The sequence below is a fragment of the Enterobacter chuandaensis genome (genome assembly GCF_039718975.1).
In the GTDB taxonomy this organism is placed as follows: Bacteria; Pseudomonadota; Gammaproteobacteria; order Enterobacterales; family Enterobacteriaceae; genus Enterobacter; species Enterobacter chuandaensis.
In genome coordinates, this window is sequence record NZ_CP097174.1 from 237,962 (window position 1) to 254,316 (window position 16,355).

Annotated in this window: 19 protein-coding genes and 1 pseudogene; 14 read left to right on the forward strand and 6 right to left on the reverse strand. The window is 44.6% G+C overall.

Annotated features, from left to right (window positions below):
• Positions 1-27: 27 nt before the first annotated feature.
• The 5 genes from pcoR to MX657_RS23575 all read left to right on the forward strand — a co-directional run bounded on the left by pcoR (position 28) and on the right by MX657_RS23575 (position 5,149).
• Positions 28-708, forward strand: coding sequence for a copper response regulator transcription factor PcoR (pcoR, locus tag MX657_RS23555; RefSeq protein WP_001188930.1), 681 nt, complete (start codon positions 28-30; stop codon positions 706-708).
• The gene (gene pcoS, locus MX657_RS23560; RefSeq protein ID WP_346808591.1) at positions 705-2,105 is read left to right on the forward strand and encodes a copper resistance membrane spanning protein PcoS; all 1,401 of its coding nucleotides are present in this window, start codon (positions 705-707) and stop codon (positions 2,103-2,105) included. The genes pcoR and pcoS overlap by 4 nt, the downstream gene beginning before the upstream one ends.
• A 217-nt stretch (positions 2,106-2,322) precedes the next feature.
• Positions 2,323-2,757, forward strand: coding sequence for a copper resistance system metallochaperone PcoE (gene pcoE, locus MX657_RS23565; RefSeq protein ID WP_000723069.1), 435 nt, complete (start codon positions 2,323-2,325; stop codon positions 2,755-2,757).
• A gap of 377 nt (positions 2,758-3,134) precedes the next feature.
• A complete protein-coding gene (locus MX657_RS23570) occupies positions 3,135-3,953 on the forward strand; it encodes a DUF4942 domain-containing protein (RefSeq protein WP_000193208.1) in 819 nt (272 codons plus the stop codon).
• Positions 3,950-5,149, forward strand: a complete 1,200-nt coding sequence (locus MX657_RS23575) for an ATP/GTP-binding protein (protein ID WP_100165704.1) — start codon at positions 3,950-3,952, stop codon at positions 5,147-5,149. Before MX657_RS23570 ends, MX657_RS23575 begins: the two co-directional genes overlap by 4 nt.
• Before the next feature lie 56 nt (positions 5,150-5,205).
• Here MX657_RS23575 and MX657_RS23580 read toward each other — a convergent pair whose 3' ends face one another.
• Genes MX657_RS23580 through MX657_RS23595 form a run of 4 tightly spaced genes read right to left on the reverse strand, consistent with a single transcriptional unit; the run spans position 5,206 to position 8,419 of the window.
• Positions 5,206-5,409: a hypothetical protein gene (locus MX657_RS23580; RefSeq protein WP_000121164.1), complete on the reverse strand. Its 204-nt coding sequence runs from the start codon at positions 5,407-5,409 to the stop codon at positions 5,206-5,208.
• A gap of 12 nt (positions 5,410-5,421) precedes the next feature.
• On the reverse strand, positions 5,422-6,741 hold the full coding sequence (locus MX657_RS23585; RefSeq protein WP_020833787.1) for a DUF1173 family protein: 1,320 nt from the start codon (positions 6,739-6,741) through the stop codon (positions 5,422-5,424).
• Positions 6,742-6,763: 22 nt separating this feature from the next.
• Positions 6,764-6,931: a hypothetical protein gene (locus MX657_RS23590; protein ID WP_000220758.1), complete on the reverse strand. Its 168-nt coding sequence runs from the start codon at positions 6,929-6,931 to the stop codon at positions 6,764-6,766.
• 60 nt (positions 6,932-6,991) lie between these two features.
• Complete coding sequence (locus MX657_RS23595; protein WP_000833380.1) at positions 6,992-8,419, reverse strand: DNA cytosine methyltransferase; 1,428 nt, start codon at positions 8,417-8,419, stop codon at positions 6,992-6,994.
• Between the two features lie 214 nt (positions 8,420-8,633).
• Between MX657_RS23595 and MX657_RS23600 the strand changes: the two genes are divergently transcribed.
• The 9 genes and pseudogenes from MX657_RS23600 to MX657_RS23640 all read left to right on the forward strand — a co-directional run.
• Entirely contained in the window at positions 8,634-9,149 is a 516-nt protein-coding gene (locus tag MX657_RS23600; RefSeq protein WP_102752354.1) for a thermonuclease family protein, read from the forward strand.
• Positions 9,150-9,151: 2 nt separating this feature from the next.
• Positions 9,152-10,048 carry a hypothetical protein gene (locus tag MX657_RS23605; protein WP_100165703.1) on the forward strand — a complete coding sequence of 299 codons (897 nt, stop codon included), beginning with the start codon at positions 9,152-9,154 and terminating at the stop codon, positions 10,046-10,048.
• A 47-nt stretch (positions 10,049-10,095) separates the two neighbouring features.
• Positions 10,096-10,410, forward strand: coding sequence for a hypothetical protein (locus MX657_RS23610; protein ID WP_001005009.1), 315 nt, complete (start codon positions 10,096-10,098; stop codon positions 10,408-10,410).
• A 73-nt stretch (positions 10,411-10,483) separates the two neighbouring features.
• Positions 10,484-10,741, forward strand: a complete 258-nt coding sequence (locus tag MX657_RS23615; protein ID WP_020833785.1) for a hypothetical protein — start codon at positions 10,484-10,486, stop codon at positions 10,739-10,741.
• A 985-nt stretch (positions 10,742-11,726) separates the two neighbouring features.
• The gene (locus MX657_RS23620) at positions 11,727-11,924 is read left to right on the forward strand and encodes a hypothetical protein (protein ID WP_000710701.1); all 198 of its coding nucleotides are present in this window, start codon (positions 11,727-11,729) and stop codon (positions 11,922-11,924) included.
• 557 nt (positions 11,925-12,481) lie between these two features.
• Positions 12,482-12,760, forward strand: a complete 279-nt coding sequence (locus tag MX657_RS23625; protein WP_102752358.1) for a hypothetical protein — start codon at positions 12,482-12,484, stop codon at positions 12,758-12,760.
• 76 nt (positions 12,761-12,836) lie between these two features.
• Positions 12,837-13,478 (forward strand): hypothetical protein, encoded by a 642-nt coding sequence (locus tag MX657_RS23630; RefSeq protein WP_346808592.1) that lies wholly within the window; start codon positions 12,837-12,839, stop codon positions 13,476-13,478.
• A 33-nt stretch (positions 13,479-13,511) separates the two neighbouring features.
• Positions 13,512-14,209 (forward strand): IS1 family transposase gene (locus tag MX657_RS23635; RefSeq protein WP_346808593.1). Its coding sequence is split into 2 segments (ribosomal slippage): positions 13,512-13,761 and positions 13,761-14,209, totalling 699 coding nucleotides; the frame shifts between segments, so codons are not numbered across the junction.
• Positions 14,210-14,603: 394 nt separating this feature from the next.
• Positions 14,604-14,705 (forward strand): annotated as a pseudogene (locus MX657_RS23640) (IS5/IS1182 family transposase); the annotation flags it as partial.
• Positions 14,706-14,716: 11 nt separating this feature from the next.
• Here MX657_RS23640 and MX657_RS23645 read toward each other — a convergent pair.
• Positions 14,717-15,414, reverse strand: a protein-coding gene (locus MX657_RS23645) for an IS1 family transposase (protein WP_258004114.1) whose coding sequence is annotated in 2 segments (ribosomal slippage) — positions 14,717-15,165 and positions 15,165-15,414 — 699 coding nt in all. Because the reading frame shifts where the segments join, the coding sequence is not laid out codon by codon here.
• A gap of 188 nt (positions 15,415-15,602) precedes the next feature.
• Positions 15,603-16,300 (reverse strand): IS1 family transposase gene (locus tag MX657_RS23650; protein ID WP_346808593.1). Its coding sequence is split into 2 segments (ribosomal slippage): positions 15,603-16,051 and positions 16,051-16,300, totalling 699 coding nucleotides; the frame shifts between segments, so codons are not numbered across the junction.
• Between the last annotated feature and the right edge of the window lie 55 nt (positions 16,301-16,355).

Consider the following 16,355-nt stretch of genomic DNA (forward strand, 5'->3'; position numbering starts at 1 on the left):
TTTTACTTTCATATCAGCGAGTTGACCATGCAGCGTATTTTAATCGTTGAAGACGAACAAAAAACAGGTCGTTACCTGCAGCAGGGACTGGTTGAGGAAGGCTATCAGGCCGATCTCTTTAATAATGGCCGCGATGGTCTCGGGGCCGCGTCGAAGGGACAGTATGATTTGATAATACTGGACGTGATGCTGCCTTTCCTCGACGGGTGGCAAATCATCAGCGCACTGAGGGAGTCCGGGCACGAAGAACCGGTCCTGTTTTTAACCGCAAAGGACAACGTGCGGGACAAAGTGAAAGGACTGGAGCTTGGCGCAGATGACTACCTGATTAAGCCCTTTGATTTTACGGAGCTGGTTGCACGTGTAAGAACCCTACTGCGCCGGGCACGCTCGCAGGCCGCAACAGTCTGCACCATCGCCGATATGACCGTTGATATGGTGCGCCGGACCGTGATCCGTTCGGGGAAGAAGATCCATCTCACCGGTAAAGAATACGTTCTGCTTGAGTTGCTGCTGCAACGCACCGGAGAAGTGTTACCCAGGAGTCTTATCTCGTCCCTGGTCTGGAACATGAATTTTGACAGTGATACGAATGTGATTGATGTCGCCGTGAGACGTCTGAGAAGTAAAATTGATGATGACTTTGAGCCAAAACTGATCCATACCGTTCGCGGTGCCGGATATGTCCTGGAGATCAGAGAAGAGTGAGGTTCAAAATTTCCCTGACCACACGCCTGAGCCTGATTTTTTCTGCGGTGATGCTTACGGTATGGTGGTTATCAAGTTTTATCCTGATTAGCACCCTTAATGGCTATTTCGATAATCAGGACCGCGATTTTCTGACAGGTAAACTTCAGCTCACCGAAGAGTTTCTTAAAACAGAGACGTTCAGGAACAAAACGGATATTAAGTCATTATCAGAAAAAATAAACGATGCGATGGTGGGGCACAATGGCTTATTCATTTCTATAAAAAACATGGAAAATGAAAAAATTGTTGAACTCTATGCCAAAAATTCTGTTGTTCCAGCGATCCTGCTTAATAAGTCGGGTGATATTCTCGACTATATGATCCAGACGGAAGAAAATAACACCGTGTACCGCAGTATCTCGCGGCGGGTTGCCGTGACGCCGGAACAGGGTAAAAGCAAACATGTCATCATTACGGTTGCCACGGATACTGGGTATCACACCCTGTTTATGGACAAACTCAGTACCTGGCTGTTCTGGTTCAATATCGGTCTGGTCTTTATTTCTGTTTTTCTGGGCTGGCTGACCACACGTATTGGTCTGAAACCGCTACGGGAAATGACCAGTCTGGCTTCCTCCATGACCGTACACAGCCTGGATCAGCGTCTAAATCCCGATCTGGCTCCGCCGGAAATCTCTGAGACCATGCAGGAGTTCAATAATATGTTTGATCGCCTGGAGGGGGCATTCCGGAAACTGTCAGATTTCTCGTCTGACATCGCGCATGAGCTGCGCACACCAGTCAGTAATCTGATGATGCAGACGCAGTTTGCACTGGCTAAGGAAAGGGATGTTTCGCATTACCGCGAAATTTTATTCGCTAACCTGGAAGAACTGAAAAGGTTGTCACGAATGACCAGTGACATGCTTTTTCTGGCACGTTCAGAGCATGGTCTGCTGCGGCTGGATAAACATGATGTGGATCTGGCAGCCGAACTGAATGAATTACGTGAGTTGTTCGAGCCCCTGGCAGACGAAACAGGAAAGACAATCACGGTTGAAGGAGAGGGCGTTGTTGCCGGAGACAGCGATATGCTCCGACGTGCTTTCAGTAACCTGCTTTCCAATGCAATCAAGTATTCTCCCGATAACACCTGTACAGCGATACACCTTGAGCGTGACAGTGACTGTGTGAACGTGATGATTACGAATACGATGTCCGGCCAGGTTCCCGCTAATCTGGAACGTTTGTTTGACCGGTTCTATCGCGCAGACTCATCAAGGTTCTACAACACGGAAGGCGCGGGGCTGGGATTATCAATTACAAGGTCGATCATTAATGCTCACGGCGGCGAGCTGTCAGCAGAACAGCAGGGGCGTGAAATTGTGTTCAAAGTGCGCCTGTTAATGGATTAATCCCGTTGTTCAGGAGAAACCTGGAAGGTGACAAAATTGTCATCATTCAGTCACGCGATAAACAGAGGCGGTTTTTTATAATTATTCATAAATCAGGAGCAGCGTGATAACACAATCACCTGGTTCCTGGAGTGATGATTAACCCGCCCTGAGATCAACTGCTTTCTCTGTTATAAGCCATTGATTGTTTGGGTATGTAAACACCGGAGACCCAACCATGAAAAAGATTCTCGTATCATTTGTTGCCATTATGGCTGCCGCTTCATCTGCCATGGCTGCAGAGACAATGAACATGCATGACCAGGTAAATAATGCACAGGCACCTGCCCACCAGATGCAGTCATCTGCTGAAAAAAGTGCAATTCAGGGAGACAGCATGACAATGATGGATATGAGCAGTCACGATCAGGCCGCAATGTCCCATGACATGATGCAAAACAGCAATTCTGCTGCCCACCAGGACATGGCTGAAATGCATAAAAAAATGATGAAAGCTAAACCCGGAGCTACCAACGAAACAGCAAAGTCATTTTCTGAAATGAGCGAGCATGAGAAGGCCGCAGCTGTACATGAGAAGGCGAATAATGGTCAGTCTTCCGTTGTTCACCAGCAGCAGGCTGATAAGCATCGCAGTCAGATCACCCAGAATTAACCCGCAGCTCCACTTGTTAGACCCTCATTTGACGCCGAAGTCACTGGCTTACGCTCCCGTCCGGGAGCGTTTTTTTTCCCATATATCAAACTTTAACTCTGAAGAGGTGGAAGTATCTGACCAACACTGTCACGTAACGCCAGATAACTACAAAAACACCTTTTTCCTCCTGTAAATTGCAGTTCCTGCAAGAACATCAAGGCATAATGTTGGAACAGCGTGTGATACACACTTAGCATCATGTTTTGTATGTGTTTTTTTAAAACTTTACAACTTTAAAGTCTTTTTCAGGTTAAAGGATACAACTTTAATGTCTCTACACAGGTCCTACCTTTGCTCAAATCAAAATGTTCTGACATACCAAAATGGAGTGTAAAATGACTCAAAACCAGGGTTCTGAGCCAGTACCGGCGAGCCGGACAGGGCAGCTCATCAGCGCCCGGGATATGGCCATGCAGAAATTCGAAGAAGGGATGCGGTTAATCTCGGAAGCGTCGGAACTGTGCGGTCTCTCTCTCTTCACCAGCAGAATTATGCAGCCCAACGCATTTGGTCTTCCGTCGTCACTGGATCGCACCATCGAGGAGGGGCGTAAGGAAATTGACCGTAAAACGTGGAAAAGGCTCTTTGAAGAAACAGGTATGGACCGGTACTGGAACCATAAGCAAAAAGAAGCCTTTAACGAATCCCTACGTACGGATCCGCCCGTCGCTTCCCTGGAGATTGTTAAGGGAACATTACAGCATGCACTGGCTAACAGACGAGACACGCTTGCAGAAGGTTTCGTTGATGTTCTCAACAAGCTTGACCGAAGTTTTAAAAGCAATGCACGGCAATATACAATGCCGAAAAAGCTTGTTCTTCGGGGGATTTTTCCTGGTGTGAACGTACTGAGGTACAACGGTTTCTCGCAGGACAATCACTTTTGTTTACGCGACTTTGAGAATATTGTATGCATCTGTTCTGATACTCCAACACCTGCAACCGGCGGTGGGCTGAGTATGGTCGACAGGCTGACGGCCATGAGAAATACAGATTTCACAGGCGAGGTCTGCGATGAGAATGGCTGGCGGTGTCGCCTGTTTGAGAATGGAAACGTTCATATTTGTATCGACAGTATCTCGCTTCTGAATGCTCTGAACGATCTTATCAGCATATATTTTGCAAACCAGCTTCCGGCCGCAGGAAAAAAATGATGATCGAAAACGATAAAGAAAAAAGCCTGAACGATGCTACCTCGCCAGAGGTGCAGAATGACATCCGCAGCGAATCCACAGAAAAATCAAAGGAAATGGGTCGTTCAAGGTACTCATCTATTGCGATGATCGATTACTTCAATGCAATCGAACGTCTGTGCGAAGAGAAAAAAATTAACCCGGAAAATATCGATCTGAGCTTCAAAGTTCACTGGCTCAGAAACGCTGTTGGCGGCTCGTTTGCAAGGTCACAGGAGATGTTCGCTGAGTACCAGAAGTATGTTAAAGAGGTTCCTGAAGAGGCCCGTTACCTGGATATACCCGATGAGGTGAAGGTTGCACTCGGCGATATTATCTCGTACATCACCTGGCACTACCGTAGAAGCTATACCGCAATACAGAGTGATAGTGTTAAAAAAGCTGAAGCACGTAGCATGCAGCTGGAGGAGGAGGTAACGCAGCTTTTACAGCGGCTTGAGCAAAGCGCTACCGATATGGATGAGCTGAAACTTGAGAATCAGGCGCTACAGGGTCGATTAGAGATCCGGGACAGTACCGTCAAGGAGTTAGAAACAAGGCTGAATGTTGCCGAAGCAGAACTCGAAACCTGCCATCACCAGTTAGATAGCACACGGCATGAATTAAGCCTCGCACAGCAGTCAAATGACTCACTCTCCCAGCAACTGGCTGAACGTAAAACAGAGATCGCTGGTCACCTTGAATATCAAAAAAAGCTGAACGAAGAGATCAACACTCAGCGTTCTGATAATGCCGGTCTTTCCAGACAATGCGACCAGTTAAGTCAGACTGTGTCAGATACAAAGGCAGAGAGGGACAGGTTTGAACAGGAATTGATTGCAGCACAGAACCTCTGTGCTGAGCTGAAAAGTGCACTGTCCGGGAAGGAGGGTGACCTGGTGGCGGTGAATGCCGAGCTTACTGAACTCCATAAACTAAACGAGTCGCTGAGCGCCGACCTGAAAAAAGTAACTTTGGTCAGCCAGGGCTATGAAGCGGAAGTGGCTGAACAAAGCAGTGAATTAAAAACGCTCCAGTCCAAAGTAATGAAGCTGGAAGCTACCCTGGAGGCAGAGAAAACAATCTCAGAATCCCTGAAAGGCACCATTGATACATTGACTGGTGCAATGGCAGGGGGAGGTACTGGAAAGTCAAAACAGCCGCGTAGTAGAAAATGAAGCCAGGTTGATAGACTTCTCTGCATCCCCTGGCACAGTAGACCTTCTGCGGACATTCAGCCCGTCCGCAGGAGTTTTCGTCCTTCAGTCAACAAATGCACTACCTTTTTTGAGTCTCCACTTTCCAGTGCAGAAAACACGTTACCGATTTTACCAACAGCTTGTATCTGAGTGATAACCCCAGTCTTGTAATCATCAAGGATCCCTGACAGGAAAGCGTTCAGTTTTGTCTGTTCGCTTAGTGAAAGCATGTATGACATTTTTTCTCCATTTTAAGCAGGTGTGCCAGTTGAAAGAGGTTTACGTGATTCTGGAAAATGAGGCAGCACCATAGTTTCAGATGCTGTGGTCGCATCCCAGTGCCACCATCCATAAGGCCCATATTCACGGTTGTAATAATCTTTTTTGAGTTGCTTTCGGGCCAGATAAGCAGGAGTGGCCATACCAAATACTTCCATCGGGAACGGCTTATCGCTTTTTGTGTCGAGCAGGTAGAAGTCAGGGAACACCTCACTAATACTCGCATCATAACGCATGGGCTTAACGTACTGCCGGTGCTCTGCATCCAGCTTTTCTGCAACAACCGCCTCATAGGAGGAGTCCAGAGGTATCCAGTTCTCGCTAACGTGCATCAGCACAATTTGATGAGCTCTTACAGAAGGGCCTCTGCCGGTTACCGCAGCTGGTGACGTCAACGCAAAGACAACTATTTTCGCCCCGGATTTCCATGCTGCGTACTCCGATGAAAATCGTTTCTTTACGCTATCCCAATGGCCTTCTGAATTGAAAAAAATCAGCGGTAGCCCCCCAAAATTCCGCAGGGGTAAAAATTTAAGTTGCTTCTCATGCTTTTCAGCATCGTAGCGAGGTAAAACTGACAGGAGCATGAGACGTTTATCACTCATCGCCTGTGATGAAAGACGCTGAATTTGCGACTGAGCGACAGGTTGTTTCGGGTCAGGTACACCAATGAATAAATGGTCACCTATGCAGGCTCTGCCGGTACGAATTTGTTTAGCGGTTTCAAGCAGACGATACCGTACCAGTGAATCGTTACGTTTCCCTGCCATTTTCGGGTACCAGACATTCAGACCAGACTCTGTCCACAAAAGACTAAGCAAGCCCAGGAGGGTCATTGAGGCCTGACCTCCTTCTGGTCGCTGAACATGGGGCAGGGGAGGCACTTCTGATTTTTCAGGAGGATCTTTCTCTGTCATACCGATACCGAGCCTTACAGCCATATCACCTTCGGTTGTAATCCGGACCACACCACTCGCATATCCTTTCAGGCCGGTATGCCGGGCATCAAGGGAGAAGAATACACAGGAAGGATCATGCTCAATGCCCGTGTTAGCGGCTTTGACGAGAATAAAGGCATCACCGTTCGGTAAAGCACGAACATAAAGTCGCTTTTCTCCTTTTCCACGACATCCGCAGGTGATGACTGATTTTTGACCTGAGGTGTGGTGTGCCTTTTTAAGAGCCGACTGCCACCCTTTAGCAAACTCATCCTGCGTTTGAAAGTCAGGTGAATACCTTTTGACGTTTGGATCGTCGTCGTAAGCAATCATCACTGCGAATTTTTGGCTCATAGTAGTCTCCTAAACAGGAAGTTTAATATCCCAACCAAAGCAACACTTCCTGAGCGTCATACTGTTCCTTTACGCCCATGTCGCTAAAGAATTCTTCGAAATCTGTTTCGGGAACGCAATGCCTGGACAGTTCTTGTAATGCTCGTTCTTTAGATACCGTCTCACCTTCAGCTGATTCGAAATACGTCATGGTTGACCTCTGACATTATTACAACAATCTTAAGCATTTAAATTGATGAAGGAGCTCAGGTCAGCTGACTTCGTCGTAAAACTGCCGCAAGCGCTGGGAGGCTGCAAATTCAATTCGTGACTTCAGCAGTTTGGCGACGGCCGCAAAGACATCAACGACCACGGAGTTCCCAAACTGTCTGTAAGCCTGTGTATTGGACACAGGGATACGGAAAACACTTTCCCCGGGTTTATCGAAGCCCATTAGCCTGCTGCATTCACGTGGCGTTAGCATGCGTGGCCGACGGTCCATGTTGTATGTGTTATGGAAATCAGTTTCTCCCAGCTCATGAGACCAGCCCCGATCAATAAGAATTTCAGATCCGTCTTTCATATAGCGGCTTGAGAGGGTTCTGGTGACACTATTAACATTGGAAGGATCTACTAGTCCAAAACCAAAACCATTGCCTTTTGCCGCATGTTTCTTTGCATAGTTGTATAAGTACTCCCAGAGTTTAGGGGAGAGGATGTATTTACTATCTACGCTCGGATCCAGTAAATCTGAGAGAGAAGGGCGCTTGTCCGGATAAAAGTCTTTAATGTCTCTCAGAGTAAAACCGTCTTTCAGACGTAGGTCGCGGCGAAAACCAATAAGGACGATACGTTCACGGTGCTGGGGTCGGAAATGACGGCCATCGATGACTTTAGGATCATCCGCGCCCGTGCTTTCGCTGTTTGCGACGTCGTAGCCAAGCTCATCGAGCGTTTTCATGATGATGTTAAAGGTATTACCCTTATCGTGACTCTTCAGATTTTTTACGTTTTCCAGAACAAAAATTGCAGGTTGTTTTGCCCGGATGATCCTGGCCACATCAAAGAAGAGCGTACCCTGAGTGTCGCACTCGAAACCGTGTTTGCGACCCATAGAGTTCTTTTTACTGACACCGGCGATGCTGAATGGCTGGCATGGAAATCCCGCAAGAAGAACATCATGATCCGGGATAGAGGCATCGATAAATTTGTATGCCTCGTCATCAGTAACCTCGGGCCGGTTGCTAAGAGTGATGTCACGGATGTCTGAATTGAAGCGGTGCTCGTTCTCATCGCAATACCAGTTCGCCCGGTAAGTACGGCTGGAATAAGTATTCCATTCGCTCGTGAAAAGACATTTACCACCGATGGCATCAAATCCGCTTCGCAGTCCACCTATCCCTGCAAACAGATCGATAAAGCTAAAGTGCCTGTCCTCATAATCAGCAGGTCGTGAAGGTATTAAAGTCTGTAGATAGCGTCCATCTGCGATACTCAGATCACAATGCTCAGGTATGCATGTAACCTGACGTTTAAGGGATGCACGGGACCAATTACTGCCATTTTCATCATTTAATACCTGAGCCAGATATTTCAGGTCATAAATAGTCGAAGCTGTTAACAAAGTTTTGTGGATCAGAGATGGTGTTTTATCCACATCATTCAGGTCTGTCTCAAGATCATGAGTGTAACGTTTCATCCAAACTCTCTCAGGAATAATATCTTTGAGATAGATTAACACGCTTAATTTGGATTATTTTTTGGTTCAGGTTCTAAATTTATTGTGATTATTCTGCCTTTAAGTTGCAAAAAGATTGGTTTTAAGCCCGCCCATGAAATAATGACTTGTTAAAATACTGCCTGTAAATAGGCTTGTGGATACATGTCTGTACTCAACAAATCCAGGTGAAATGATGTTTTTTTTAACAAAGTTACTTTTGCCCATCATGATTGTTGTATTCCCAGTGGCGTCCTGGGGGAACTCAACAACTTTTGAGGCAAAGGTGGTTAAGATTATTGACGGTGACACCATAACTGCGTTGGATGCTCAAAACACAACCATCAAAATACGGATGTATGGTATAGACGCTCCTGAATCTAAACAGGCTTTTGGCCAAAAAGCAAAACAGGCCTTAACCACAGCTATAGCAACTAAAATCGTTACCGTGATAGACCATGGTACGGATATCTATGGCCGTATGTTAGGTACCATCTGGTTAGATGGATATGATATCAATGCCTCTATGGTGGACAGTGGATATGCGTGGGTTTATCGGTTCGAAGATAACGCCATTGTCCCTGGCTATATCAAATATGAATCCGCAGCACAAAAGGAGGCAAAAGGGTTATGGGCAGACACCAACCCTGTCCCACCATGGCAGTGGAGACAGGCAAACGAAAAGCCCAGAAAGGTGAAAGAGAAGAAATAACCATGATGAAAGAGCCTCATCCGTTACTTCAGTTGGTACTAAACGATTCCGGTCGTCTAACCATGCCTGTTTATTATAGAGATCAACAGTATTGCCCGACTTGCCTTACAAAGGTGTTGAAGAGTGAGGATGGAAGTTTGGCGCACCTCGGGGAAATAAATCAAAATACATGTATACCTTCTATTTCAGTAGTTGTGACAAAAGCAATTATTGAAATGTTATGTGACGGGGAAAAAATATTTGTAAATCCAATACGATACCGAGGCCGGGTGCTGGCACCCTCAGTAATTTTTTCTCCCGACACTCACACTTTCAAACCGTTTATAAATACAGACTATCAGCCTGTGGGAGCAAACTGGAAAAGTGAAAAGGGATATAAACTCGGTCTGTTTTATCTCAAAGATCGAGCCAACTCTATCAATAAAGAGGAATTTGATTTCATTGCCGTTATAGACCCTAAGGCAATGCAGAAAGAATTTATTTCGGCCTGGTCTGAGGTGGATGAAAAAAATCCATTGGAAACACTGAAGCAGATCTTACGATCTAAAAACAACTCTTCTTTATGGGTAAAATGGCCTGGCAAAATTGAGCATGCGCAAAAAGGAAATTACAACGAAAATTACTGGTTCGATTATCAATCTGATAATCAGGAAGTGAACTGTACGGTCTCTGTTGTAGGTATCGAAGGTAACAGTTCCGGTGAGACAATTTATAGATTGCAAACTTTGCTAAAGCGTAAGCTCAATGAATATCAACTGGTTCGATCTTTAGGGACTATTATGCTTCTTGATAATACCGGGAATATGATTCCATCAAACCATCCTTATTTTGAAGTCATCTCAAAAGCATGTATAAATGGAGTGCGTGACTTTGTTCGTCAAAACCCGTGGGTAGTCTGACGGTCAACTATAAAGCATAATATAATTAGTAATAACAAGGAACAGACATGAATGAAAACTCAGTAATCTTAATAAGTTTATTTTGGTTTTTTTTTGGATCGAGTGTTGTAGCTGGTTTTATGGATGCATCATTATATTGCTGGATTTTTGCAGCCATAAGCGCATTGTTTCTTCTTTCGGTGATACAAACACCAAAGGAGTTAACGGTATCTATTCTTCTTGCGGTACTTATGGCAAGCTCCGCAGGTGTTTTCATTCTGGCTTATAAAGTCAAAACGAATGTCGTTTCACCAATCTATCTCTTAAAAAAGCCTACTGCATACATGGCTGAAATAGATAACCGAAGGATTCATGGTTACTAAATATTTTGCAATTGCATCATTTGACGGTCCGGGTTTATTTACCCACAGTATCGACTAATTCAAGAGGTTACATATGATAGTTTCAGAAGCAATTTTTTATTCTTCTATTATTTCCTGGGTTCTTTATTGGTGGTTTATTGGAAATATTACTAAAAAGGTAGGGATGCTTGTTGTTCCACTCACGCTTACCTTCGGATGTTACATTTATGCAATTCATTTGGATGATTCCGAACAGCAAACCAATTTAGGTTGGGAGCAGATCGGTTTTATTACCTTTATAATTGTGATAATGTGGGCAGGGAAGTTTGTGATGAAAAGACTATCTGAATGATGAGCTAATCCACACTTTTCGATATCTTAGAAAAGTAACTTTGTGAGCAAACAGTCAAATGACAAGCAAAACGCTGATCTCAAAGACAGATGATGGATACACATTTAGCATTTCACCTTACGGAGACGGGTACCGCTTATCAGTCTCGCCTGAAAATCGTCACAATGGTACCCAAAGCTTTGACGGCTGGTTCCCACGTTTTTTTCCGAACCACAGTATGCCAAATCATCTTTAACTAAATTTCTCGGTGAGTCCTTAGTATGGGAAGAAGATTCAAGTAATGCTCTATGGGATTACTTATTATAAATTTTTCTATTAATCTCCATGGAGTGATATATGAATTTGGCCTATTTTTTATTTTTGTCTATAACTGTTATGCTTACGAGCTTTATTATTAAATCACTTGTCGTATTGGTAAAGTTCAAATTACTTCGTGATGAACGTCTCGAATATACCAGCAATAAAAATATTGATGAGATGTACGATTTAATGAATGCGAAGGAAGAAATCCTCATAAGGCATCATAAGCAGATGTTGGCATTGCATCTTTCACTATTAATATTCGTTCTATTTATTGCTTAGATTTACTAAAAATAATTTTATTCAACATTTCAACAAAGGGTTTTCAATGGAAAGCTTCGAAACAGAACAAATGATTCAATATGCTTTCTACATAAATATCGTAATAACGACTGGTTTGGCATGGTTTTGCTTGCGGTCAGGATTGCATTACAATTTTTTCAGAAAAGCAGAGAGTGCCAGAACAAAAGGGCTGAGTAGTACCTCTACTGAACACGGTCCAGCAATTGTGAGACTAAAGAAGCTACAAGCATTAGTAAATTTTATTAGTAACTGTGCTTTTCTAATCCTTTCAATTGGCACAGCTTATATTTTGTATGTTTGGAGCCACAGTTAACTTATACGAGGTAACTTCGGCAGGTAACAACTTCTAATGCAGGACTTTAATAACTCTAAGGGATTCTACATGAAAAAAGACGATCTAATTACGCGTTGTAAATTACTTAAAGGCGAACGCGATGAGTCTATCTTTACCATATTAATTGGGATAGTAGTAAAGCTGGGGCTGGTAGGCCTGGCATTCTATCTGTTGCTTGGTTCCACGATTGATTGGTCAAGCTGGAAAACTTATGCCGCCATGTTGATCTTGGGAGCATTTCTCTAAAATCTTGAACCTTTTTCACTCATTACAAGCCATGGCCTAGTGCGTAGATCATACAACTTTAAACCTTAAGTATTTTATTTATAAGTACATATAACAAAGATTATGTTAAATGCTGTATGAATGTACAGCATCAACAATTGCCCCCTCATATTGAGGTAATTGCTACATTCATACAACTATTCTTCTTATAGTATCGACGTCCTGAATTATTGCACCCTACTGCTTTGTCTTTAGCTGTTCCGAATTAAAATTCATTGCTCAATTTGGATCACATGACGATCAGCGTATTCCTTTGCTTTATCAAAGTTAGTCAGAGCTTAAGTAATACTACTCAACCTTATGAACCACACCTTAGACTGAGCAATATCATCATGATAAATCCATGGTCCCTGAAGACTTACAGCCAAAACAACCTTATCTGTTTTACCTAATCCGTACCCTTTAAAGGCCTCTCTGGTCCAGTTCTGAGCAGCCTCCCAAGAAGGCAGATACTCCCAATCAACTTGATTTCAACCATTTAGACAAGTAAAATTACACTTTCATGCAAAGGAGTTATCATGAAGACTTTTTTCTTACACGCTGAAGTTGAAAATGACCGAGAATTACTTCTTTCTGTTTTGATCGAGAAATTTCAAAATGGACTCTTCAAACATTTTGAAATTAAATATATAGCAGATGAAGATTATACTCGCATAGATATTTCTGATAATGTTACGATTGAAATGATGCAGTGTTTTATATCAGAACTGCCTGATGGCCATCGAATGTTACAAACCCTCGCCACCGACATCGATCAATCCGACTATAACTGGCGCAATAAATACTTCGCTTCCTAATTAAAAAATTTAGAAATGATATAATATTTTCAATTTAAGATTTGCTTCCTACTTAACCCTATAAAAGAGCTCACAGATGCGTAGTTACGCTGATTTTAACGCCGGAGAACTGGCTTTCATTGAACCACTGCCCATATTTGAACGTAATATAGCAACTGAAAGATACCTCGATGACAAACAGGTAATGCAGGAAAGAAGATCTTGTCTGTCAGTTTACGTATTTTGTAGTAAACTTGAGAAACGAGTCGAAGAGTTTAATATAAATAAGCATTTTCGCGGTAGCTTGATTACCTTTCTTGAGTCTGGAGAGCCTTTCTTCATAGAAAGTTTGCATCGTGATTGGCCTAGAGATGAATATCTTTCCCAACTGACAACTTATATAAACCAGCTAAAATTATGCTTAAATGTACAAACCTCCATGCCTTTTCCTGTAAGCAAGATGGAAATTATTTATGAAAAACTTACTTCAAGCCTTAAGCAAGTAGATTATGATTTATCCCGGTTGCGGTTTGCTAACTCATATTGGGTAAGTGATCCCAAAAGTTATGGTATGCATTTAAGCAATCATACACAAAATATTTTCCTAGTGGATAATTTAGATAATCTATTTCAAAACAACTTTAACGTTGGTTCTGTTTTTTTTATCGTGGTCCCTATTACAAATGAACAATTGGAGACAATTTATTTACGTTATTGGGTAATGGTGCCAACTTACTGATTTAGTGTATGATGGTGTTTTTGAGGTGCTCCAGTGGCTTCTGTTTCTATCAGCTGTCCCTCCTGTTCAGCTACTGAAGGCGTGGTGCGTAACGGTAAAAGTACTGCCGGACATCAGCGCTATCTCTGCTCTCACTGCCGTAAAACATGGCAGCTACAGTTCACTTACACCGCTTCTCAACCCGGTACGCATCAGAAAATCATTGATATGGCCATGAATGGCGTCGGATGTCGCGCCAGTGCACGCATTATGGGCGTTGGCCTCAACACGGTTTTACGTCACTTAAAAAACTCAGGCCGCAGTCGGTAACCTCGCGCATACAACCGGGCAGTGATGTGATTGTCTGCGCTGAATTGGACGAACAGTGGGGCTACGTCGGCGCTAAATCACGCCAGCGCTGGTTGTTTTACGCGTATGACAGGATACGGAGGACGGTTGTGGCGCACGTATTCGGTGAACGCACGTTGGCCACGCTGGAGCGTCTTCTGGGCCTGCTGTCGGCCTTTGAGGTCGTGGTATGGATGACGGATGGCTGGCCGCTTTATGAATCACGCCTGAAGGGAGAACTGCACGTTATCAGCAAGCGATATACGCAGCGCATTGAGCGGCATAACCTGAATCTGAGGCAGCGTCTGGCAAGGCTGGGCAGGAAGTCACTGTCGTTCTCAAAATCGGTGGAGCTGCATGACAAAGTCATCGGGCATTATCTGAACATAAAACACTATCAGTAAGTTGGAGTCATTACCGCAGCTGCCCGTTACCCTTTTCTTTAGTATAAAATGACTTTCGCCGACAACCGGAAGTGAATCATGTCAAATAAATGAAAAATCAGTAATTTATGTAGGCGGGGTGTTTGGCTGATCAGGGCAGGGTGGTATAATAACGCTGGTGCTGGAGGCTTTTGCCCCAGCCAGCGGTAACACTGTTTGACTGTGGTAAAAGCAGAAAGCCCCGAGTAATTTTTCAATTAACCCGAGGCCCCTGTATGCTAGTCACATTCAGAGTAGCCTCTTGCCTGCTTAAATGCAAGGAGAAGAAGGCCATGAAAATGCCGAACCAACCCATTGTTTTGTGCATATTAATAGTTTGTTTAGGCTTTGTTGAATAAATCGAACTTTTGCTGAGTTGAAGGATCAGATCACGTATCTTCCCGACAACGCAGACCGTTCCGTGGCAAAGCAAAAGTTCAAAATCACCAACTGGCCCACCTACAATAAAGCCCTGGTAATGACTCCAACTTACTGATAGTGTTTTATGTTCAGATAATGCCCGATGACTTTGTCATGCAGCTCCACCGATTTTGAGAACGACAGTGACTTCCTGCCCAGCCTTGCCAGACGCTGCCTCAGATTCAGGTTATGCCGCTCAATGCGCTGCGTATATCGCTTGCTGATAACGTGCAGTTCTCCCTTCAGGCGTGATTCATAAAGCGGCCAGCCATCCGTCATCCATACCACGACCTCAAAGGCCGACAGCAGGCCCAGAAGACGCTCCAGCGTGGCCAACGTGCGTTCACCGAATACGTGCGCCACAACCGTCCTCCGTATCCTGTCATACGCGTAAAACAACCAGCGCTGGCGTGATTTAGCGCCGACGTAGCCCCACTGTTCGTCCATTTCAGCGCAGACAATCACATCACTGCCCGGTTGTATGCGCGAGGTTACCGACTGCGGCCTGAGTTTTTTAAGTGACGTAAAACCGTGTTGAGGCCAACGCCCATAATGCGTGCACTGGCGCGACATCCGACGCCATTCATGGCCATATCAATGATTTTCTGATGCGTACCGGGTTGAGAAGCGGTGTAAGTGAACTGTAGCTGCCATGTTTTACGGCAGTGAGAGCAGAGATAGCGCTGATGTCCGGCAGTACTTTTACCGTTACGCACCACGCCTTCAGTAGCTGAACAGGAGGGACAGCTGATAGAAACAGAAGCCACTGGAGCACCTCAAAAACACCATCATACACTAAATCAGTAAGTTGGCACCATTACCCCATTCGTACGCATGGCGCATTATTCCATTCGTAAACAAAATCAGAGAATTAAAAGGTTCTAAAAGTACGCTTGAGCCATTATTGTTTCTGTATACAATTCGTAATGGGCAATAACGTGGTAATGACTCCAACTTACTGATAGTGTTTTATGTTCAGATAATGCCCGATGACTTTGTCATGCAGCTCCACCGATTTTGAGAACGACAGTGACTTCCTGCCCAGCCTTGCCAGACGCTGCCTCAGATTCAGGTTATGCCGCTCAATGCGCTGCGTATATCGCTTGCTGATAACGTGCAGTTCTCCCTTCAGGCGTGATTCATAAAGCGGCCAGCCATCCGTCATCCATACCACGACCTCAAAGGCCGACAGCAGGCCCAGAAGACGCTCCAGCGTGGCCAACGTGCGTTCACCGAATACGTGCGCCACAACCGTCCTCCGTATCCTGTCATACGCGTAAAACAACCAGCGCTGGCGTGATTTAGCGCCGACGTAGCCCCACTGTTCGTCCAATTCAGCGCAGACAATCACATCACTGCCCGGTTGTATGCGCGAGGTTACCGACTGCGGCCTGAGTTTTTTAAGTGACGTAAAACCGTGTTGAGGCCAACGCCCATAATGCGTGCACTGGCGCGACATCCGACGCCATTCATGGCCATATCAATGATTTTCTGATGCGTACCGGGTTGAGAAGCGGTGTAAGTGAACTGTAGCTGCCATGTTTTACGGCAGTGAGAGCAGAGATAGCGCTGATGTCCGGCAGTACTTTTACCGTTACGCACCACGCCTTCAGTAGCTGAACAGGAGGGACAGCTGATAGAAACAGAAGCCACTGGAGCACCTCAAAAACACCATCATACACTAAATCAGTAAGTTGGCACCATTACC